This is a genomic window from Arthrobacter sp. Br18 (assembly GCF_000520555.1).
Classification (GTDB): Bacteria; Actinomycetota; Actinomycetes; order Actinomycetales; family Micrococcaceae; genus Arthrobacter_D.
This window is the reverse complement of record NZ_KI914890.1, coordinates 93317-113969: the sequence shown is the minus strand read 5'-3', so window position 1 is coordinate 113969 and position 20653 is coordinate 93317. Positions and strand designations below refer to the sequence as shown.

16 protein-coding genes and 1 pseudogene are annotated in these 20653 nt (G+C 66.9%); 9 read left to right on the top strand and 8 right to left on the bottom strand.

The features are described 5' to 3' along the window. Positions 1-36 precede the first annotated feature (36 nt). A complete protein-coding gene (gene dnaE / locus Y704_RS0115735; RefSeq protein ID WP_026550823.1) occupies positions 37-3576 on the top strand; it encodes a DNA polymerase III subunit alpha in 3540 nt (1179 codons plus the stop codon). Between the two features lie 140 nt (positions 3577-3716). On the opposite strand, the gene Y704_RS0115730 is transcribed toward dnaE, so the two are convergent. After that, positions 3717-4232: a flavin reductase family protein gene (locus tag Y704_RS0115730; RefSeq protein WP_051477218.1), complete on the bottom strand. Its 516-nt coding sequence runs from the start codon at positions 4230-4232 to the stop codon at positions 3717-3719. An 86-nt stretch (positions 4233-4318) separates the two neighbouring features. Here Y704_RS0115730 and Y704_RS22935 point away from each other — a divergent pair, with 86 nt between their 5' ends. From Y704_RS22935 to nrdR, 3 genes are all read left to right on the top strand, one after another. Beyond that, a complete protein-coding gene (locus Y704_RS22935) occupies positions 4319-4849 on the top strand; it encodes a hypothetical protein (protein WP_051477216.1) in 531 nt (176 codons plus the stop codon). 42 nt (positions 4850-4891) lie between these two features. Beyond that, a complete protein-coding gene (hisD, locus tag Y704_RS0115720) occupies positions 4892-6274 on the top strand; it encodes a histidinol dehydrogenase (protein ID WP_051477213.1) in 1383 nt (460 codons plus the stop codon). 66 nt (positions 6275-6340) lie between these two features. After that, complete coding sequence (nrdR, locus tag Y704_RS0115715) at positions 6341-6838, top strand: transcriptional regulator NrdR (protein WP_026550820.1); 498 nt, start codon at positions 6341-6343, stop codon at positions 6836-6838. 82 nt (positions 6839-6920) lie between these two features. On the opposite strand, the gene Y704_RS0115710 is transcribed toward nrdR, so the two are convergent. Beyond that, positions 6921-7742, bottom strand: coding sequence for a polyphosphate--glucose phosphotransferase (locus Y704_RS0115710; protein WP_173401149.1), 822 nt, complete (start codon positions 7740-7742; stop codon positions 6921-6923). A 59-nt stretch (positions 7743-7801) separates the two neighbouring features. After that, positions 7802-8704, bottom strand: coding sequence for a type I methionyl aminopeptidase (gene map, locus Y704_RS0115705; protein WP_026550818.1), 903 nt, complete (start codon positions 8702-8704; stop codon positions 7802-7804). Between the two features lie 57 nt (positions 8705-8761). On the opposite strand from map, the gene Y704_RS24155 reads away from it, so the two are divergent. Continuing rightward, complete coding sequence (locus Y704_RS24155; RefSeq protein WP_155850396.1) at positions 8762-8923, top strand: SPOR domain-containing protein; 162 nt, start codon at positions 8762-8764, stop codon at positions 8921-8923. 49 nt (positions 8924-8972) lie between these two features. Here the strand turns inward: Y704_RS24155 and panB are convergent, their stop codons facing one another. Continuing rightward, positions 8973-9860 carry a 3-methyl-2-oxobutanoate hydroxymethyltransferase gene (panB, locus tag Y704_RS0115695; protein WP_026550817.1) on the bottom strand — a complete coding sequence of 296 codons (888 nt, stop codon included), beginning with the start codon at positions 9858-9860 and terminating at the stop codon, positions 8973-8975. A 173-nt stretch (positions 9861-10033) separates the two neighbouring features. Between panB and Y704_RS0115690 the strand changes: the two genes are divergently transcribed. Next, the gene (locus Y704_RS0115690; RefSeq protein WP_026550816.1) at positions 10034-11374 is read left to right on the top strand and encodes a glutamine synthetase family protein; all 1341 of its coding nucleotides are present in this window, start codon (positions 10034-10036) and stop codon (positions 11372-11374) included. 41 nt (positions 11375-11415) lie between these two features. After that, a pseudogene (locus Y704_RS0115685) lies at positions 11416-14415 on the top strand (bifunctional [glutamine synthetase] adenylyltransferase/[glutamine synthetase]-adenylyl-L-tyrosine phosphorylase); the annotation flags it as partial. Between the two features lie 135 nt (positions 14416-14550). Here the strand turns inward: Y704_RS0115685 and glnA are convergent. Then, positions 14551-15975, bottom strand: a complete 1425-nt coding sequence (gene glnA / locus Y704_RS0115680) for a type I glutamate--ammonia ligase (protein WP_026550814.1) — start codon at positions 15973-15975, stop codon at positions 14551-14553. Between the two features lie 307 nt (positions 15976-16282). On the opposite strand from glnA, the gene Y704_RS0115675 reads away from it, so the two are divergent. After that, positions 16283-16720: an RDD family protein gene (locus Y704_RS0115675; protein ID WP_026550813.1), complete on the top strand. Its 438-nt coding sequence runs from the start codon at positions 16283-16285 to the stop codon at positions 16718-16720. Positions 16721-16751: 31 nt separating this feature from the next. Here the strand turns inward: Y704_RS0115675 and Y704_RS0115670 are convergent, their stop codons facing one another. The 3 genes from Y704_RS0115670 to lipB all read right to left on the bottom strand — a co-directional run bounded on the left by Y704_RS0115670 (position 16752) and on the right by lipB (position 19288). Further along, on the bottom strand, positions 16752-17501 hold the full coding sequence (locus Y704_RS0115670; RefSeq protein ID WP_026550812.1) for a DUF4191 domain-containing protein: 750 nt from the start codon (positions 17499-17501) through the stop codon (positions 16752-16754). 66 nt (positions 17502-17567) lie between these two features. Further along, on the bottom strand, positions 17568-18569 hold the full coding sequence (lipA, locus tag Y704_RS0115665) for a lipoyl synthase (RefSeq protein ID WP_026550811.1): 1002 nt from the start codon (positions 18567-18569) through the stop codon (positions 17568-17570). Continuing rightward, complete coding sequence (gene lipB / locus Y704_RS0115660; protein WP_026550810.1) at positions 18566-19288, bottom strand: lipoyl(octanoyl) transferase LipB; 723 nt, start codon at positions 19286-19288, stop codon at positions 18566-18568. The genes lipA and lipB overlap by 4 nt, the downstream gene beginning before the upstream one ends. Positions 19289-19372: 84 nt before the next feature. Here lipB and Y704_RS21945 point away from each other — a divergent pair. Next, on the top strand, positions 19373-20653 hold a 1281-nt coding region (locus Y704_RS21945), incomplete at its 3' end, for a serine/threonine-protein kinase (RefSeq protein ID WP_155850400.1).

Below are 20653 nucleotides of genomic sequence, written 5' to 3'. Positions count from 1 at the left end.
GGCTGCCGGCGCCACCCGACGGCCTAGAATGGGCAAGTGGTTTCAGCAGCGGCAGCACATGCATCCTTCGTCCATCTTCACAATCACACCGAGTACTCCATGCTCGACGGCGCCGCGCGGCTGACCGATTTGTTCAGCCACACCGAGGAACTCGGGATGAAGGCGCTGGCGACCACCGACCACGGTTTCGTCTTCGGGGCGTTCGACTTCTGGAGCAAGGCGAGGGCCGCGGGCATCAAGCCCATCATCGGTGTCGAGGCCTACCTGACGCCCGGCACGGCACGCGCGGACCGGACGCGCGTCAAATGGGGCGGCGGAGGGCGCGACGACGTCTCCGGCGCCGGCGCGTACACGCACATGACCCTCTGGTCGGAGTCGACCGAGGGAATGCACAACCTGTTCCGCATGTCCTCGCTGGCCTCGCTGGAGGGCTACCTCTACAAGCCGCGCATGGACCGCGACCTCCTGCAGACCTACGGGAAGGGCCTCATCGCCACCACAGGGTGCCCCTCCGGTGAGGTCCAGACCAAGCTGCGCCTCGGCCTCTACACGGAGGCGAAGCAGGCGGCGTCCGACTTCCGGGACATCTTCGGGGCGGAGAACTACTTCTGCGAACTGATGGACCACGGACTGGACATCGAGCGGAGGGTCAAGACCGACCTCATTCGGCTGGCTTCCGAGCTGGGGCTGCCGCTCGTGGCCACGAACGATCTCCACTACACCCACGCCGAGGACTCCAAGGCCCACGCAGCACTCCTGTGCGTGCAGTCAGGATCGACCCTCGCCGATCCCAAGCGCTTCAAGTTCGACGCCGACGAGTTCTACCTCAAGTCCCCAGCCGAGATGCGGGCCATCTTCCGTGACTACCCCGAGGCGTGCGACAACACCCTCGTCATCGCCGAACGGTGCGACGTCGAGTTCAACACCAAGGCCAACTACATGCCGCGCTTCCCGGTGCCGGAGGGGGAGAACGAACAGTCCTGGTTCGTCAAGGAAGTCGAGACGGGCCTGGCATACCGGTACCCCGCCGGAATTCCCGACGCCGTGCGCAAGCAGGCCGAGTTCGAGGTGGGAGTCATCACCCAGATGGGCTTCCCCGGGTACTTCCTGGTGGTGGCCGACTTCATCAACTGGGCCAAGGACAACGGCATCCGGGTGGGCCCGGGCCGCGGGTCCGGAGCCGGGTCGATGGTGGCCTACGCGATGCGCATCACGGACCTTGATCCGCTCAAGCACGGGCTGATCTTCGAGCGCTTCCTGAACCCCGAGCGCGTGTCCATGCCCGACTTCGACGTCGACTTCGATGACCGGCGCCGCTCCGAAGTGATCCGCTACGTCAGCGACAAGTATGGCGACGAGCGGGTCGCCATGATCGTCACCTACGGCACGATCAAGGCCAAGCAGGCCCTGAAGGACTCCTCCCGCGTCATGGGATACCCCTTCTCGACCGGCGAGCGGCTCACCAAGGCCATGCCGCCCGACGTCATGGGCAAGGGTCTCGCGCTGGCCGACGTCCACAACAAGGAGGCCAAGCGCCACTCCGAAGCCGAGGAGCTGCGCGAACTGCTGAAGACCGACCCCGAGTCGGCCAAGGTGTTCGAGACGGCACTGGGCCTGGAGGGCCTGAAGCGTCAGTGGGGTGTGCACGCCGCCGGTGTCATCATGTCCTCGGATCCGCTGATCGACATCATTCCGATCATGCGCCGGGACCAGGACGGCCAGATCATCACGCAGTTCGACTACCCCACCTGCGAGGGGCTCGGCCTGATCAAGATGGACTTCCTGGGGCTCCGCAACCTCACGATCATCACCGACGCCGTCGAGAACATCCAGGCCAACAAGGACACCGACCTCGTGCTGGAGGAGCTGGAACTCGACGACAAGGCGTCCTACGAGCTGTTGGCGCGGGGTGACACCCTCGGTGTGTTCCAGCTGGACGGCGGGCCGATGCGGGCGCTGCTGAAACTCATGCGCCCGGACAACTTCGAGGACATCTCCGCGGTGCTGGCCCTGTACCGCCCGGGGCCGATGGGCGTGAACTCCCACACCAACTATGCACTCCGCAAGAACGGGCTGCAGGAGATCGAGCCCATCCACCCCGAGCTCGAGGGCCCTCTCGAGGAGATCCTCGGCGGGACCTATGGCCTCATCGTGTACCAGGAGCAGGTGATGTCAGCGGCCCAGAAGCTCGCGAACTTCACCCTCGGCCAGGCCGACATGCTCCGCCGGGCCATGGGCAAGAAGAAGAAGTCGGAACTCGACAAGCAGCAGGCCGACTTCTTCTCCGGCATGAAGGAGAACGGCTACTCGCAGGCCGCGATGGACAAGCTCTGGACGGTCCTCGAATCCTTCTCGGACTACGCGTTCAACAAGGCACACACCGCCGCCTACGGTCTCATCTCCTACTGGACCGCCTACCTCAAGGCGCACTACCCGGCCGAATACATGGCAGCCCTGCTCACCAGCGTGGGCGATGACAAGGACAAGCTGGCCATCTACCTCAACGAGTGCCGCCGGATGAGGATCACTGTGCTGCCGCCCGACGTCAACGAATCCAGCGTGAACTTCACCCCGGTCGGCGGGGACATCCGCTTCGGGATGGGCGCCATCCGCAACGTCGGCGCCAACGTGGTGGGCGCGATGGTCGGCGCACGGGAGGAGAAGGGCGCGTTCACCTCCTTCAGCGACTTCCTCCAGAAGGTGCCCGCCGTCGTCTGCAACAAGAGGACCATCGAGTCGCTGATCAAGGCCGGTGCCTTCGACTCGCTCAAGCACCCGCGTCGCGCCCTGGCGATGATCCATGAGGAGGCCGTGGACTCGGTCATCGTCCTCAAACGCAACGAGGCCGCCAACCAGTTCGATCTTTTCAGTGCGTTCGACGATCCGGCCGCGGGAAGCGGACTGACGGTCGAGGTGCCGGACCTGCCCGAATGGGAGAAGAAGGACAAGCTCTCCTTCGAGCGGGACATGCTGGGCCTGTACGTCTCGGACCACCCGCTGCAGGGCCTCGAGGGCATTCTCAGCCAGCACGCCGACTCCTCGATTCCCTCGATCCTCAGCGACGAGGGCCCGGCCGACGGCGCCATCGTCACGATCGCGGGCATGATCACCTCGCTGCAGCGCAGGATCGCCAAGAACAGCGGCAATGCCTATGCCCGGGCGGAGGTGGAGGACCTGGCGGGGTCCATGGAGGTGATGTTCTTCGGGCAGGTCTACGGGCCCATCTCGGCGATCCTCGCCGAGGACCTGATCGTGGTGGTCCGGGGACGGCTGCAGCGCAGGGACGACGGCGCCGTCATGCTCAACGCCCAGGAGCTCAGCGTTCCCGACCTCAGCGAGGGCCACTCGGGGCCGGTGGTGATCTCGATGACCCAGCACAAGGCGACGGAAGCGGCGGTCAGCGCCCTCGGCGAGGTACTGCGGACGCATCCCGGCACCAGCGAGGTGCTCATCCGCCTGAGCAGTTCGCGCAAGGTCGAGGTGATGAAGTTGGGTGTGGACCTTCGGGTCAGCCCGACGCCCGGACTGTTCGGGGATCTCAAGGTGCTGCTCGGCCCTGCCTGCCTCGACGCCTGACCGCGTTCCGGTGTTTCTTGTCAGTCGAAGTGCCGGAACGCGACCCAGAGGACGCTCCAGGGTTCCAGTGGTCCGCGGCACACGATGACCGGTTGCCCCTGCTCCTCGTCGACGTTCGTGCAGCCAACCGGCCGGCAGTCTCAGATGACGTAGTCGGATGCCGCCGGCGTTCCGTAGCTTCCGCCGTGGTACAGCAGGGGAGCGCCGTCGGCCCCGGTTCCTCCGGCCACCACTTCGGCGACCACCACGGCGTTGTTCTCGAAGGAGAGTCTCATGCTGATCCTGCCGATGAGCCAGCCTGCCACGCCGTGGAGCACGGGGACGGAGTGCGGGCCGGGCGACCAGTGGTCCCCGCTGAAACGGTCCCGCGCCCGGGCGAAGCGCTCGGCGATCGCCTCGTTGTCGGTGCTCATCATGTGGACACCGACGTAGTTCGTGTTGGCGACGGCGGGCCAGGAGGATGAGGTGCGGGCCATATTGAAGCTGAACCGCGGCGGGTCGGCCGAGAGCGAGGCGACGGAGGTCGCAGTGAATCCGAAGGGGCGTCCCTCGTAGCTGGCGGTGATGACCGCCACGCCGGCTGCATGGCGGCGGAAGACGTCCCGGAACGCACCCTGGATGGCGGGGGCGCCGGCGGCGCCGGGCTGGTGGGTCACGAACTACCTCCGCGGTGTCGGTTGGAACTGCACCTCCACGATAGGCCGGTCCTCGGAGCATCCCGCATTTTGTTAATGTAGAAGTCATGCGTTCACGCCAGCAGCCCGTTGCCGGGGCCTCCCGATATCCGCCGCCGGTTTACGCGGTGCCCGAGGACCGCACCACCGTCCCACCCGCCGGGATACTCTGGTGGGCAGGGCTCACCCTGCTCATCGGTGTGGTCATGGGGGTGGTGTGGTGGCTCTGTGCCCCTGCGGGATTCCTCTTCGGAGATGGACTCCGGCCGGGAACCTGGCTGCTGCGGGACCTGACGTTGGCCGCCCTGGGGCTGGCGGCCGGACTCGTTCTCGGCGGACTCGTGGCGGCCCGCCTCGACGCGCCCGGGCTGTTGCCCCGCGTGGTGACGGTGGTGGCAGGCTCGGCGTTGGGCTCACTGGCCGCGGTGCTGGTCGGAGAGGGACTCGCCGTGCTGTTCGGCCCCCGCGGCAGTGAAGACCTGCCCGGCTCGACGTTCCTGCTGCATTCGCCGGGTGCCGCGGTCATCTGGCCTGCGACGGTGGCCCTGGTGATCTTCCTGGCGACGGTGTCCTCGCTGGCCAGGTCGCGGCGGCGGTAGGGGGCAGATGGGAAAGGTCCGGCCCGCCGGTAGACTTTCGGCGTGATATCAACCGAGAATCCCCCGGCCGGGGACAGCTTCCGTACCCTCGACCTGCGCGGTACCGGACTTTCTCCGGGCGCGCTCCGACAGGCCATGCCCCGTGCCGCGCCGAGCGAGCACTCCTCGGAAGCCGTGGTCTCCGGAATCATCGACGACGTCCGGTCCCGTGGGTTTGCGGCCCTGACGGATCTCGCCGCCCGGTTCGACGGCGTCGAACAATCCCATCCGAGGGTTCCCCGTACGGTGATCGAGGACGCGCTGCGCGCGCTCGATCCGGAAGTGCGGGCGGCGCTCGAGGAGTCCATCGCCCGGGCAAGGGTGTTCGCCGCGGCGCAGAAGCCCGCCGACGTCGACGTCGTCATCAGCGAGGGCGCCCGACTGACCCATAAGTGGGTGCCCGTCGACCGCGTGGGGCTGTATGTCCCGGGCGGGCTGGCGGTCTACCCGTCATCGGTCGTGATGAACGTCGTTCCGGCGCAGGAGGCGGGTGTGGGGTCGCTCGCCCTCGCGTCGCCCCCGCAGAAGGAATTCGGCGGCTGGCCCCACCCGGTGATCCTTGCCGCGGCGGCCATGCTCGGCATCGAGGAAGTGTATGCGGTGGGCGGTGCCCAGGCGGTGGCATCCTTCGCCTACGGAATTGCAGCGTCGAATGCGGGCCCCGGCATCGAGCCCGTCAACGTCATCACCGGCCCGGGGAACATCTTCGTCGCGACCGCCAAGCGGCTGGTGAGCTCAGTGGTGGGTATCGATTCCGAAGCCGGCACCACGGAGATCGCCGTGCTCGCCGATGACACTGCGGACCCCGCCCTGGTGGCCGCGGACCTCGTCAGTCAGGCCGAGCACGACCCCGAGGCGGCGTCGGTGCTGATCACGGCTTCCCCCTCCCTTGCCGAGGAGGTTCGCCGTGAGCTTTCTGCCCGCACTGCCGCCACCCGGCATTCCGCGCGGGTCCGCACCGCGCTGGCCGGCCCGCAGTCGGGCACGATCCTCGTGGACGATCTGGCCCACGGGATCGACGTCTGCAACGCCTATGCGGCCGAGCACCTGGAAATCCAGACGGCCGACGCCGAGGAGGTCGCGGGCCGCATCCGCAGCGCCGGCGCGGTCTTCGTCGGAGAGAACACGCCCGTCAGTCTCGGGGACTACTGCGCGGGATCGAACCATGTCCTGCCGACGGGGGGAACCGCGGCGTTCGCGTCGGGCCTGAATGTGACGACGTTCCTGCGTGCCGTGCAGGTCGTCACCTACAGTCGGGACGCACTCCGGGCGGTCCGGGGGCATATCGGCGCACTCTCGTCGGCCGAGAACCTTCCCGCACACGGCGAGGCGGTGGAAGCCCGATTCCGCGGAGAGACACCAGATGTAGTAATTGCATTCTTGTAGTTTCACCACATGTAGTCCTACACTTGGCTGTGTACGGCGAATCAGCAAGGAAAGCGGGCGTGGCACATGTACTGTCCCTACTGCCGCAATCCTGACTCGCGGGTCGTCGACAGCCGCCTGGCCGATGACGGTTCGGCAATCCGGCGACGCCGGCAATGTCCCCAATGTGCGCGCCGCTTCACCACTGTTGAAACCACGAGCCTGAGCGTGATCAAGCGTTCAGGAGCCGGAGAGCCCTTCAGCCGCGGCAAGATCATCAACGGAGTCCGCAAGGCATGCCAGGGCAGGCCCGTCACCGAGGACGACCTTGCACTGCTGGCGCAGGAGGTCGAGGAATCGGTGCGCGCCAGCGGGGTCGCGGAAATCGATGCCCACGAGGTGGGGCTCGCAATCCTCGGTCCGCTCCGCAAGCTCGACCAGATCGCCTACCTCCGGTTCGCCAGCGTCTACCAGGGATTCGAAACCCTCGACGACTTCGACGAGGCCATCTCGACCCTGCGCCACCAGGCGGAGGAAGGCCAGCGGGTCCCGACCGGCGCGCAACGGCCCCTCACAGCTCGGTAGGCGAGCCCCACGGCGCCATTCCCGTGGAATCCCGACCCAAGCCGCCGGTATGGCGCCCTTCCCGTGGAACAGCCGGGCAGCGCTAGGCCTTTCTCGGCTCCAGCAGAAGCGCAGCCTGGAGTGCACCGCCGACGATTCCTGCCTGGTTCCGGAGCTGTGCCGGAATGATCGGTGTGCGCAGGCGAAGCTCCGGCAGGTAGTCCGCACTGCGCTTCGAGATTCCGCCGCCGACGATGATGAGTTCCGGGGAGAACAGGAACTCGACGTGCGAGAAGTACCGCTGCAGCCGGACCGCATATTCGTCCCACCCGATGCCGTCACGCTCACGGGCCACGGCCGACGCCCTGGTTTCGGCGTCGTGGCCGTCGATCTCGAGGTGGCCCAGTTCCACGTTGGGGACCAGCTTGCCGTCGAAGATGAATGCGGAGCCGATCCCGGTGCCCAGCGTGATGACGAGGACCGTGCCGAGCTTGCCCTTGCCAGCACCGTAGCGGACTTCGGCGAGGCCGGCGGCGTCGGCGTCGTTGATGACGTGGACGCCGCGTCCGAGCACCTTGGTGAACAGGGCGTCCACATCGGTGTTGAGCCAGTTCTTGTCGACGTTCGCGGCTGAGCGGGCCACCCCGTGCTGGATGATGGCGGGGAAGGTGACTCCCACGGGGACGTCCTCGGGCGGCCCTTCCGGCCGTGAACCGAGTTCCTGGACGATGTCCGCGACAACTGCGGCGACCGCCTCGGGGGTGGAGGGCTTCGGTGTGGGGATGCGGAACCGCTCACCTACGATCTCCCCTTTTTCAAGGTTGACGATCCCGCCCTTGATGCCCGTTCCGCCGATGTCGACGCCGATGACGATGCCCGGCATCGCCTTCTTGCCGGATTTCTTTTTCTCGGTGTCCTTGGGCATATCTCTCCAGAGGTGGGTGGTCGGCCGTCGTGAGCCGGGGGAGTGGTGCGGTTGGTGGGTCAGGCGGGGGGACGCGGCTGGTCGTCCGAGGGGACGGTCAGGACTTCCGCGCCGCGATCGGTCACGAGCAGCGTGTGCTCGAACTGTGCCGTGCGTTTACGGTCCTTCGTGACGACTGTCCAGTCGTCAGGCCACATGTCCCACTCGATGGTGCCGAGGGTGAGCATGGGTTCGATCGTGAACACCATCCCCGCTTCGATGACTCGGTTGTAGGCGGGTGCGGCGTCGTAGTGGGGAATGATCAGCCCCGTGTGGAACGCCTCGCCGACCCCGTGGCCGGTGAAGTCACGCACAACACCATAACCGAACCGGCGTGCGTAGGACTCGATGGCGCGGCCGATGACGTTGATTTCGCGTCCCGGAGCCACGGCGCGGATGGCGCGGTTCAGGGCCTCCTGCGTGCGTTCGACGAGCAGCTTCGATTCCTCGTCGACGTCGCCGACGAGGAAGGTGTGGTTGGTGTCCCCGTGGACGCCGTTCCGATAGGCGGTGATGTCGATGTTGAGGATATCGCCGTCCTGCAGCACGGTGGAGTCTGGGATGCCGTGGCAGATCACCTCGTTCAATGACGAACACAGCGACTTCGGGAATCCTCGGTAGCCGAGGGTCGACGGATACGCACCATGGTCCAGGAGGAACTCATGGCCGATCCGGTCCAGTTCGTCGGTGGTGACTCCGGGCACCGCCGCGGCCCCCACTTCGACGATCGCCTGCGCGGCGATCCTGCTGGCGTGCCGGATCCGCTCGATGGTCTCCGTGCTTTTGACCTCGGAGCCGGTGAAGGTCGCGGGCGCGGCGCGGCCCACGTATTCGGGGCGCGCGATGTCCTTCGGCACGGGCCGCTGGGGGCTCACCGTGCCACGTTCAAGTGTTCCGACGGGTGCGGTCGCAGAGGAGGGCATACCCTTGATCCTATAGGCGGGGCAGCCACAGCGACGCGAAAACGTGTAGGGAGCATCATGAGCGAATACTGGTTCAACATCCGCACCCACGAGGTGGAGGTCGACGCCCAGTCCGACTGGTCACAGCTGATCGGGCCCTACGAAACGAGGGCAGAGGCGGAGAAGGGCCTCGAGAAGGTCGAGCAGCGCAACAAGGCGTGGGACGACGACGACGAGTGAGCTTTTCGTCGGAGCCTCCGGCGAGGCGGACCGCGTCGCTGGACGTCTCCTAGAAGGAGTGCTCGGGCCCGGGGAAGGAACCGGCGCGGACCTCATCGGCATAGGTGCGTGCGGCGTCCGACAGGACGCAGCGGAGGTCGGCGTACTGCTTGACGAACCGCGCCGGATTTCCGCCGCGGAGGCCCGCCATGTCCTGCCATACCAGCACCTGGCCGGTGGTCGATGGGCCCGCGCCGATACCGATGGTGGGCACCGGTACTGCGGCGTCGACGTCGGCCGCTGCCTGTGCCGGCACCATCTCCATGAGGATGCAGAAGGCGCCGGCGTCTGCGAGCGCGACGGCGTCGGCGATGATCCGCTGCGAGGCGTCGCCGCGGCCCTGCACCCGATAGCCGCCGAGCGCATGCTCACTCTGGGGCGTGAAGCCGATGTGGGCCATGACGGGGATGCCGGCCTTGACCAGCGCGCGCACCGTCTCCGCGTACTCGGCGCCGCCCTCCATCTTGACGGCATGGACCAGACCCTCCTTGAGCAGCCGGACCGAGGACTGCACCGCCTGTTCCGGGGAAACCTCGTAGCTGCCGAAGGGGAGGTCGGCCACCACCAGGGCATGCTGCACGGCCGTGCTGACGGCCCGGGAGAAGAGGATCATCTCGTTCAGGGTGATCGGCAGAGTAGTGGCGTGGCCCAGGACGTTGTTCGCCGCCGAATCCCCGATCAGCAGCACCTCGATGCCCGCCTCGTCGAAGATCCGAGCCGAGTACTGGTCATACGCGGTGAGCATCGCGAACCGGCGGCCCTCGGCCTTCGCCTGCTGAAGGTGGTGGGTGCGGATCCTCCGGGGACGCGACGTGGCCTGCTGCGCCTGCGCGGCCGGTGCGGACGCGCCCACGCTGTACGGTGCTGGAATTTCGGCGGCATTCTCGGCGGAGGTCATAGTCGAGAGCCTAGCGGAGGAGCGTGGCGGTCACGTCTGCCGTATCGGCGGGGTGCCCGGCCGTAACGGACGCTCGCCGGGATGTTCCGGTTCGGCGTGGGCCGATTCGGTGTCCGCTGTCGCTAGAGTGAAGAGTCAGAGCGCCGTGGAAGCGGCAGGAAAGTGGGTTGTTCATGGATCGGCAGCAGGAGTTCGTACTGCGCACCATCGAGGAGCGGGACGTGCGCTTTGTCCGGCTGTGGTTCACCGACGTCGTCGGTTCGCTGAAGTCCGTGGCGCTGGCCCCGGCTGAGGTCGAAGGTGCCTTCGAGGAGGGCCTCGGGTTCGACGGTTCCTCGATCGAAGGCCTCGCTCGCGTCTTCGAGTCGGACATGCTGGCGCAGCCGGACCCCTCGACGTTCCAGATCCTGCCCTGGCGCGGTGACAAGGAGCAGACCTCGCGGATGTTCTGCGACATCCTCACGCCGGACGGGCAGCCCAGCACCGCCGATCCGCGCGGCGTGCTGAAGAAAACGCTGGCGACGGCGGCCGACATGGGCTTCACGTGCTATACCCACCCCGAGATAGAGTTCTACCTCCTGGAATCCGATGAGCTCGGGCCCGATGGGCAGCCCGTCCCCGTGGACCAGGCCGGCTACTTCGACCACGTCCCGGGAGGGGTCGCGCAGGACTTCCGGCGCACCGCCGTCGCGATGCTCGAATCGGTGGGCATCTCCGTGGAGTTCAGCCACCACGAGGCCGGTCCCGGTCAGAACGAGATCGACCTGCGGTACGCCGATGCCCTGCAGACGGCCGACAACATCATGACGTTCCGGACCATCATCAAGGAGGTGGCCCTGACCCAGGGCAGCTATGCGACCTTCATGCCGAAACCGTTCTCGGAGCATCCCGGCTCGGGCATGCACACCCACTTCTCGCTGTTCGAGGGCGACACCAATGCCTTCTTCGAGGCGGGAGCCGAGTTCCAGCTTTCGCGCACTGCCCGGCAGTTCATTGCGGGCATTCTCCGGCACGCGCCGGAATTCACCGCCGTGACCAACCAGTTCGTGAACTCCTACAAGCGCCTCTGGGGCGGGGGAGAAGCTCCCAGCTACCTCTCCTGGGGCCACAACAACCGTTCAGCCCTGGTGCGGGTCCCCCTGTACAAGCCGAACAAGGGCCAGTCCGCCCGCATCGAGTACCGCGGCATCGACTCCGCGAGCAATCCCTACCTCGCCTACTCGGTGCTGCTCGGCGCCGGGCTCAAGGGCATCCAGGAGGAGTACGAACTTCCGCAGGGCGCCGAGGACGATGTCTGGAGCCTCACCGCAGCCGAACGGCGAGCCATGGGCCACGATCCCCTTCCCGCGAGCCTTCATGACGCGACGCGCGCCATGGAGGAGTCGGAGCTGGTTGCCGAGATCCTGGGCGAGCAGGTCTTCGAGAATTTCCTGCGGAACAAACGAGCCGAGTGGCATGACTACCGCATCCAGGTGACTCCCTACGAGCTCCGCCGCAACCTGGGGATCCTCTAACGGACCGCACCCAGGGGGCAGGCGGAACCAGCTCCAACGGAAGGCTGATCAGTTCCGGGTTCACCGACCTGGACCAGAGCAGGCGCTTCCTCGCCGCCCCGGAACTTGAGGGGATCGACGAGGGTGTGCTGTTTCGTGCCCTGGGTTCCTCCGCCAATCCCGATCTGGCACTGCAGTCCTGCGTGCGTCTGCTCGCCGTCCACCCGGAAGCGGCGTCCCTCATCACAGGGGACGCCGACCGCTGCACATCGCTGTTCCGGCTTCTCGGCGCATCCGAGGCACTCGGCGAGTTCCTCATGCGCCACCCCGAGCACCTTGACGTCGTCCGGCCGGCGGCGGCGAACAGCCCGCCCGTCGATGAGAAGGCGCTCCGTGCTTTCCTCCTGAAATCAGTGGAGGCGGATCCCGACGACGACAACCCGGTGGCGGGCCTCACCGGCACCGAGGCGCATCGACGCCTCCGGACCGCCTACCGGCGGCACCTCACCGATCTGGCGGTGCGCGACCTATCCGCCGCCTCGCCCCTCGACTACCTGCCGACGGTCGGGAGGGAGCTTGCCGATCTCGCGGCTGCGGCGCTCGAGGCGTCCCTCGCCGTCGCCCGCCGGGAAGCCGAGGCCACCTTTCATCCCGACGACGTCGCGGCAGTGCGCCTCGCCGTGATCGCCATGGGCAAGTGTGGAGCCGGTGAGCTGAACTACATCTCGGACGTCGATGTCATCTACGTTCTCGACGCACCCGGGCTTGATGAAGCGCAGGCTACCCGGATCGGCACCTTCCTCGCGTCGGGCATTTCCCGCGGGGTGTACTCGCCGGGCATCGAACCCGCCCTGTGGGAGGTCGACGCCAATCTCCGCCCCGAGGGCCGGGACGGTCCCCTGGTCCGCACCCTGGAATCGCACCTGAGCTACTACGCCCGGTGGGCCCAGATGTGGGAGTTCCAGGCGCTCCTGAAAGCTCGTGCCGTGGCGGGCGACCCCGGGCTGGGACACCGCTACGAAGAGGGGGTTGCGCCCCTGGTCTGGGCGTCCTCGCAGCGCGAGGGCTTCGTCGAGGCGGTGAGGGCCATGCGGCGGCGGGTCACGGAGAACATCCCCCGCAGTGAGGAGGCCCGGCAGCTCAAGCTCGGACCCGGCGGCCTGCGCGACGTCGAGTTCACCGTCCAGCTGCTCCAGCTGGTGCACGGGCGGGTCGATACCACCCTGCGGGTCCGGGACACGGTGGGCGCCATCAGGGCGCTGAGCGTCGGCGGCTACATCGGCCGCTCCGACGCCAGAGATTTCGACGATGCCTACCGCTACCTCCGGGTGCTGGAGCACCGCCTCCAGCTCACCCGGATGCGCCGCACCCACCTCATGCCGCTGGACGACGACGAAGCCGCCCTCCGGGCGCTGGCCCGTGCATCGGAGGGCGCCCTGGTCAGCGCCCGTCCCAGTGCGCAGGGGCTGCTCGACAGATGGCAGCGGACGAAGCGACTGGTACGGCGCCTGCACGATTCGATCTTCTACCGGCCGCTCCTCAACACAGCGGCGAATCTCAGTGCCGAAGACGTCAAACTCACGCCGGAGGCCGCACAGGCCCGGCTCGCGGCGCTCGGGTACTCGGATCCAAAGGGTGCGATGCGGCACATCGAGGCACTCACCGGAGGCATCCGGCGACGGGCCGCGCTGCAGCGCCAGCTCCTGCCGATCCTGTTGGCCTGGTTCGCCGAGGGGGTCGACCCCGATGCCGGGCTGCTCGGCTTCCGTCGGCTCAGTGAGTCGCTCGGAGAAAGCCACTGGTACCTCGGGATGCTCCGCGATTCGACGGCTGCCGCCGAGCGGCTCTGCGTGGTGCTCTCCAGCAGCCGGTTCATCACTGACCTGCTCGAGGTCTCCCCGGAGTCGACCAAGTGGCTCGGGGCCGACGCCGAACTCGTCCCCGACAGCTTCGATGCGCAGTGGCAGGAGATTCAGTCCAAGATGTCCCGGCACCCCGAGCCACTGGAGGCGATGCGCCTCATTCGGCTGATCCGGCGCCGCGAACTCCTCCGGATCGCCATCGCCGACAGCGCCGGGCTGCTGACCCAGCCGGAGGTCGGCCGGGCTCTCGCGGATGCCGACCGCGCCGCCGTGCTCGGGGCGCTGCATGTCGCGGAGAAGGCTGTCTATGGTGCCGAGGTGCGCGTGACCGACGTCGTGGTGATGGCCATGGGACGCCAGGGCGGCCGGGACATCACGTACGGATCCGACGCCGACGTCGTCTATGTGCACCGTCCGCATCCGGGTGCTGACGGCGCCGCCGCACAGAAGCAGGCCGAGAAGGTGGTGGCCCAGCTCGCGGCGCTGCTGACCCAGCCGTGCAAGCCGCCCATCTTCGCCGAGCGCGTGCTCGAGATCGACGCGGCCCTGCGGCCGGAGGGCAAACAGGGACCGATGGTGCGCTCACTCGACTCGTTCAGGGAGTACTACAAGCGGTGGTCGCTGATCTGGGAGGCCCAGGCGCTGCTCCGCGCGCGTCCCCTCGCGGGAGACGATGCGCTCGCGCGGGGCTTCCTCGCGCTGATCGACCCCATCCGCTACCCCGCCGAGCTGTCCGATATCGATCTCCGGGAAATCCGCCGGATCAAGGCCCGCGTCGAATCGGAGCGCCTGCCGCGTGGTGCTGACCCGTCGCGGCACCTGAAGCTCGGCCGCGGTGCATTGAGTGATGTCGAATGGCTGATCCAGCTCCTGCAGCTGAGGCACGCGCACGCCCTCCCGTCCCTGAGGACACCGTCGACGCTCGAGGCCCTGGACGCGGTGAGTGCCGCAGGGCTGCTGCCTCCGGCCGACGTCGCCACGCTGAGGCGGAGCTGGTGCCTCGCCACCCGAATCCGGGCGGCGAACGTCATCTGGACCGGGCGCAGCTCCGACCTCCTGCCGTCCTCACGGCGTGACCTCGAGGCAGTGGCGCGGTGGTGCGGGTACGGGCCGGAGAGGGGAGCGCAGCTCGAGGAGGACTACCTGAAGCTGACGCGCCGGAGCCGCACGGTCTTCGAGCGCCACTTCTACGGGTACTGAGCACCTTCGGGCCTTCGCCGGCGGTGGGCGGTCGAGCGCCGCACGCCGAACAGAACGGCCGTTGCAGTCCCCGGAGATTCTGGGACTGCAACGGCCGATTCCGGCGGATCCGCCGTCGTGCAGGAAAGCGGCTGCCTAGACGCCGTAGTACAGCTCGAACTCGTAGGGGTTCGGGCGCAGGGACAGGGGACGGATCTCCATCTCCCGCTTGTAATCGACCCAGGTGTCGATCAGGTCCTGGGTGAAGACGCCACCGGCCTGCAGGAACTCGTTGTCGGCTTCGAGGGCCAGCAGGGCTTCCTCGAGGGAGCCGGGAGCCTTCTGGATGTCCTTCGCTTCCTCGGCGGGCAGCTCGTACAGGTCCTTGTCAATCGGATCGGCAGGCTCGATCCGGTTCTTGATGCCGTCGAGCCCGGCCATGAGCTGAGCGGCGAAGGCCAGGTAGGGGTTGGACGAGGGGTCCGGCGCACGGAACTCGATGCGCTTGGCCTTGGGGTTGGAACCGGTGATCGGGATGCGGATTCCCGCGGAACGGTTGCCCTGCGAGTAGACCATGTTCACGGGGGCCTCGAAGCCCTTGACCAGTCGGCGGTACGAGTTGACCGTCGGGTTGGTGAAGGCCAGGACGGCGGAGGCGTGCTTCAGCAGCCCGCCGATGTACCAGCGGGCCATATCGGAGAGCCCCGCATAGCCCTTCTCGTCATAGAAGAGGGGGACACCGGCGCTCCACAGCGACTGGTGGCAGTGCATGCCCGACCCGTTGTCACCGAAGACCGGCTTGGGCATGAAGGTCGCCGACTTGCCCCACGCATCGGAGACGTTCTTCACGATGTACTTGAACTTCTGCAGATCATCCGCAGCGTGGGTCATCGTCGTGAACTTGTAATTGATCTCGGCCTGGCCGGCGCCACCCACCTCGTGGTGCGAGCGTTCGACCTCGAGGCCCGCCTTGTCCAGCTCCACACAGATGGCATCGCGCAGGTCCGCCTGCTTGTCGACAGGCGACACCGGGAAATAGCCGCCCTTGAAGGGGGTCTTGTTGCCGAGGTTTCCGCCGATTTCCTCACGGCCGCTGTTCCAGGGCGCTTCGATCGAGTCGACCTTGTAGAAGCTGCCCTGCGGGGAGGACTCGTACTGGACGTTGTCGAAGATGAAGAACTCGGCCTCGGGGGCGAAGAACGCGGTATCGGCGATGCCAGTGGAGGACAGGTAGGCCTCAGCACGCTCTGCTACGCCGCGTGGGTCCCGGTGGTAAGGATCGCCCGTGCGCGGATTGACGATCGAGAAGTTCAGCGCGAGGGTCTTCTCGGTGCGGAAGGGATCGACGAACGCGGTGGTCACGTCCGGGATCAGCTGCATGTCGGATTCGGCGATGCCCTGGAAGCCGCGGATGGATGAGCCGTCGAACAGCTGGCCGTGCACAAAGAAATCAGCGTCGACCGACTTCGCCGGTACGTTGAAGTGCTGCTGCACACCCGGTAGGTCGGTGAATCGGACGTCGACGAACTTTACCTCTTCGTCAGCGATGTATTTGAGGACTTCGTCCGCATTTTTGAACATCGTTTTCTTGCTCCTTATGCATAGCTTTGGGGTGAACGGCCCGGTGTCGCCCACGTTGCACATCTCCAGCGGACCTCGCGCGCAGTGTGGCCTCCTGCTGCCTGCGACACATTCCAACTGTAGGTACGCGTGGTTACCCGCTGGTGTCGGGTTTGTTTCCGGCTCGTTACTTGGTGGGGGCTGGTGCTGTGTTGTTGTTCGAGCCTAGCCCTAAAGCGTCCGGTGGTGCATGTGCGCGGATTTCGGGCGCACCTCCTCCGCATCTCCTCCGCGCAGAGTGAACCGTCACCGGCAGTAGCCTTGAAGGGTGGTGAATAGAGATGACATCGGATCCTGGTTGAACGGCCCGCCATCTCCAGGAGGTTCCGCCTGGCCGGGCCAGCGCCACGGGCGGCCGCAGAACGGGCCGGGCTCGATTGCGCGGCTGGGCCCCCGAATCGGGGCGGTCGCCATCGATTGGGCCTTGTGCTCGCTGGTGTCCGCCGCCTTCTTCAACTGGGACAGCGTGGCGACACTGCTGATCTTCCTCGGAGAGCAGATCCTGTTCGTAGGATTCTTCGGCTACAGCATCGGCCACCGGCTGCTCCGGATGCAGGTGCAGACCCTCACCGGCCGGCCGGCAGGCTACCCGACCGCCACCATCCGGGCGGTACTCGTGTGCCTGGTGGTTCCGGCCCTCATCTTCGATATCGACCAGCGTGGTCTCCACGACAGGGCCCGCGGAACAGTCCTCGTTCGCATCTAGCACTGGGTCGGAGACCCACTGCCCTACCGGCTTACCTGCCCCGCATTGCCTTGCGGTCCGGGCGGGCCTTGAACGGGTCGACACCCTTGGGGATCGGGAGCTTCGTGCCGAGTGCGGAGAGCCGCTTGTCGACTGCGTGCACTTCCTGCTTCGTCAGCGACTTCTTGAGCTTCTGGATGGTCTTCGGCACCTTGGCCAGCGAAACCTGACCCTTGTCCCGGCCCGTCTCCACCACATGGATGGGCACGTTGGGGACGATGCGGGTCATCTTGCGGCGTTCGCCATCAATGAGTTGCCTGACCCGTGCTGACGGGCCTTCGGAGACGAGGATGATCCCCGGTCGGCCGATGACGCGGAACACTGCATCCCGCGAGCGCGGATTCACCGCGACCGGCTGTTCCTGCAGGATCCAGCCCCTGCGCAGAACGCTGAGCGCGGCGCCGGCTGCTCCCGGTTTCCCTTCGATCTGGGAGAACGCGGCGCGCTCGGCCCTGCGCGACAGGATGAAGACCGCGGCGAGGAACGCGAGCGGCAATGAGATGAGGAGGAGCGTGACCACGTTCTGGATGAGGAACCCGACCAGCAGCCCGACGGCGACGATGCCGAGGAACGCCAGCACCATCAGCCAGACAACGTTCGGATCATTCCTGCGCGTCATCTTGAAGACTTCGACGATCTGCTTCATCCGCCCGGTCTTCTTCGGCCCCTTCGCGGTCTTGGGCTTGCGGGAGAACAGACGCCGTTTCGGCGCGGGGGAGGAGGACTCAGTGCTGTGCGACATAGTTCTTCAATTCTACGTGATAGCCGCGGTGCGGCGGTCAGGCACCCCGGGGGATAGCGCGGCACGCTAGCCTGCCAGCAGGGTGGATGCTTCCTGAAGGGTTGTGCCCGAATCCTCGATGTGTGCGAGCTCAGGAGGCAACTCCAGGCCCTTCTTGCGCATGGCCCCGGCCCACAGCCTGCCTGCACGGTAGGACGAGCGGACCAGCGGGCCACTCATGACGCCGAGGAACCCGATCTCCTCGGCCTCGTTCCGCAGTTCGACGAACTCGCCGGGCTTCACCCACCGGTCGACGGGAAGGTGCCGCTCACTGGGGCGGAGGTACTGGTTGATCGTGACGAGGTCGCAGCCGGCGTCGTGCAGGTCTTGGAGGGCCTCCGAGATCTCCGCCCGAGTCTCGCCCATCCCGAGAATCAGGTTGGATTTCGTGACCATGCCGAGATCCCTACCCTGGGTGAGGACGTCGAGCGAGCGCTGGTAACGAAAGGCGGGCCGGATCTTCTTGAAGATGCGGGGGACCGTCTCTACGTTGTGGGCGAAGACCTCGGGAGCAGCGTCACAGATGGCGGCGATATGCTCGGGGCGGCCGGAGAAATCCGGAATCAGGATCTCGACCCCGGTGCCGGGGTTCATGCTGTGGATTTGGCGGATGGTCTCGGCGTAGAGCCAGACACCCTCGTCGGGGAGATCGTCCCTCGCCACTCCGGTGACGGTGGCGTAGCGGAGATTCATCGACTTCACGGACTGCGCCACCTTGAACGGCTCACTGCGGTCCAGCGGCTGGGGTTTGCCCGTGTCGATCTGGCAGAAATCGCAGCGTCGGGTGCACTCGGAACCACCGATGAGGAACGTCGCTTCACGGTCCTCCCAGCACTCGAAGATGTTGGGACAGCCGGCCTCCTCGCACACGGTGTGGAGGCCCTCCTTTTTCACCAGATTCTTCATCGCAACGAATTCCGGACCGATGTTGACCTTGGCCTTGATCCAGTCCGGTTTGCGCTCGACGGGCGTCTCTGCGTTGCGCGCTTCGATGCGCAGGAGGCGGCGGCCTTCGGGGGCGAGACTCACAGTAAAGCTCCTTCCGGCTGGTTCACTCCAGCACGGTTAGCTGCCCCGGCGAGGCGAGCACGGGCTGCCTGGCCGAGAACCAATGATGATTCATTCTTACGCAGTTCGTCCTCAATACGCGAAACGATATCGAGCGGCGTCACGGTCCGCCCGGTTTCAGCGGAGATGGTGGTGACACCGGCGTCGGCGATCCCGCAGGGGACGATCTGCCGGAACGGGGCCAGGTCATTGCTGCAGTTGACGGCGAAGCCGTGCATCGTCACCCGGCGCCTGATGCGGATGCCGACGGCGGCGATCTTCCGTGCCGGACGTTCCCCGTCTGCTGCGATCCAGACTCCTGACCTGCCCTCGATGCGGATTCCCTGAAGCCCGTGATCGTTCAGCACCGTGATAATAATCTCTTCGAGGATATCGACGTAACCGGCCACCCGCGTGGGCTCCGGCAGGGCAAGAATCGGGTAGCCCACGAGCTGACCGGGGCCGTGCCAGGTGAGCTTGCCGCCGCGGTCCACTGGCACCACGGGGGTGCCGTCGAAGGGCCGCTCGTGGTCCTCGGTCCGTTTGCCGGCGGTGTAGACCGCCTGGTGTTCAAGGAGCAGGACGGTGCTGGGCGCACGTCCCTCGACGACGGCCGAGTGCAGCTGCTGCTGGCGGGCCCAACCAGCTTCGTACCCGATGAAGTTCGGGGAGAACCCGATCCGCGACAGCTCAAGAGTCATATCTCAAGGGTAGACCCCGGCTCAGCGGTCAGATGCCTGTGGATAACTGTCCGACACGGCTCCCGGTGGTCTAGAACTGAGGTCATGGGCTATTCGCCGGGAAGCGGGCGTGACGACGACAGCGGACCGGGCGCGGGTTTCCTACCGCCGAGGATCGCCGGGTTTCGGACGGGCCGTCTGCTGGGCCGGGGTGGCAGTGCCCTGGTGTGGCTCATTGAAAGTGCCGCGGGGGAGTCGTTCGCCCTGAAGGTAGCGGCGGCGGGCACCGACGCCGTCGATGACGGATCAGCAGGTGCTGACGGGTCAGCAGGCGCGGCCGGGTCGGCGGATGCCGTCAGGGCCGGCACGGCGGGCAGTCCTCTCTGGGCGGGCAGTAACGCGGGCCGTGAGCTGTGGCTGCTGCAGCGGTTCAGGCACGAGCATCTGCTGAAGGTCCATGACTTTGTGCTCACCGATCAGGGACCCGCCGTCCGTCTGGACTACGCACCGGGTGGGTCGCTGCTGCAGCTCGTCACGAGCAGGGGCCCGCTGCCGGTCGGTGAGGCCGTCACGGTCCTCGTTCCCATTGCGCAGGCGCTGGCGTACCTGCACTCCGAGGGCGCGGCGCACGGAGATGTGTCGCCCGGGAACGTTCTCTTCACGGTTGACGGCAAACCGCTCCTGAGCGACCTCGGAGTGGGGCGCCTGCTCGGAGAGGAGACTTGCCCGGCCTTCGGCACGCCCGGCTTCACTGAGTCCGCCGTCAGCCGGGGGAGACATTCGCGCGGCGCAACCGGTGGTCCAGGGCTGAACACCGGCGCGGATGTCTTCGCCCTCGCCGCCGTGGCCTGGTTCGCGCTGACCGGAAGCGTGCCCGGGCACGCCGCCGACCGCGCTCCGCTGTCGCTTCTGGTGCCCGGCGTTCCGGTCCAGCTGTCGGAAGTCATCGAAGCAGGGCTTTCTGAAGGGGACGGGCAGCGCCCATCCGCCGCCGAGTTCGCTGATGTTGTCCTGGGCTCGGGCACGGCGCTGCCCGTTGACCTTGTCGGCTCGGTCCATGAGAGCGTCCTTCCGCTGCTGCGGACGCGGCGGAGCGCGGAGGATGGCGACAGCCGCCGTCGACGCCGGCCGGGCAGGAGTGATGCGCGAGTTCCCGGCGGGCACCGGCGCGGGGACACCCCTGGACCGGAGGCAGAGAGGAAGCTCCTGCGGGCACGGAGGGTGGTCGGCGGCGGCGCCGTCGTCGGCCTGCTCCTGGCCGGCGGTTCGGCGCTCGGCGTTTCCGGCAATCTTCCATCCGGTCTCCTATCCGCGCCGATCAGCCCGACCGGTCTCCCGACCGCTCCGACCGGTCTCCCGACCGCTCCGACCGGTCTCCCATCCGAT

Excerpts from the sequence above, each read along its gene's own strand:
- Y704_RS22935 (WP_051477216.1), top strand. The coding sequence starts at position 4,319 with ATGCGTTCACGCCAGCAGCCCGTTGCCGGGGCCTCCCGATATCCGCCG.
- nrdR (WP_026550820.1), top strand. The coding sequence starts at position 6,341 with ATGTACTGTCCCTACTGCCGCAATCCTGACTCGCGGGTCGTCGACAGC.
- Y704_RS0115710 (WP_173401149.1), bottom strand. The coding sequence starts at position 7,742 with ATGCCCAAGGACACCGAGAAAAAGAAATCCGGCAAGAAGGCGATGCCG.
- map (WP_026550818.1), bottom strand. The coding sequence starts at position 8,704 with ATGCCCTCCTCTGCGACCGCACCCGTCGGAACACTTGAACGTGGCACG.
- Y704_RS24155 (WP_155850396.1), top strand. The coding sequence starts at position 8,762 with ATGAGCGAATACTGGTTCAACATCCGCACCCACGAGGTGGAGGTCGAC.
- panB (WP_026550817.1), bottom strand. The coding sequence starts at position 9,860 with ATGACCTCCGCCGAGAATGCCGCCGAAATTCCAGCACCGTACAGCGTG.
- Y704_RS0115690 (WP_026550816.1), top strand. The coding sequence starts at position 10,034 with ATGGATCGGCAGCAGGAGTTCGTACTGCGCACCATCGAGGAGCGGGAC.
- glnA (WP_026550814.1), bottom strand. The coding sequence starts at position 15,975 with ATGTTCAAAAATGCGGACGAAGTCCTCAAATACATCGCTGACGAAGAG.
- Y704_RS0115670 (WP_026550812.1), bottom strand. The coding sequence starts at position 17,501 with ATGTCGCACAGCACTGAGTCCTCCTCCCCCGCGCCGAAACGGCGTCTG.
- lipB (WP_026550810.1), bottom strand. The coding sequence starts at position 19,288 with ATGACTCTTGAGCTGTCGCGGATCGGGTTCTCCCCGAACTTCATCGGG.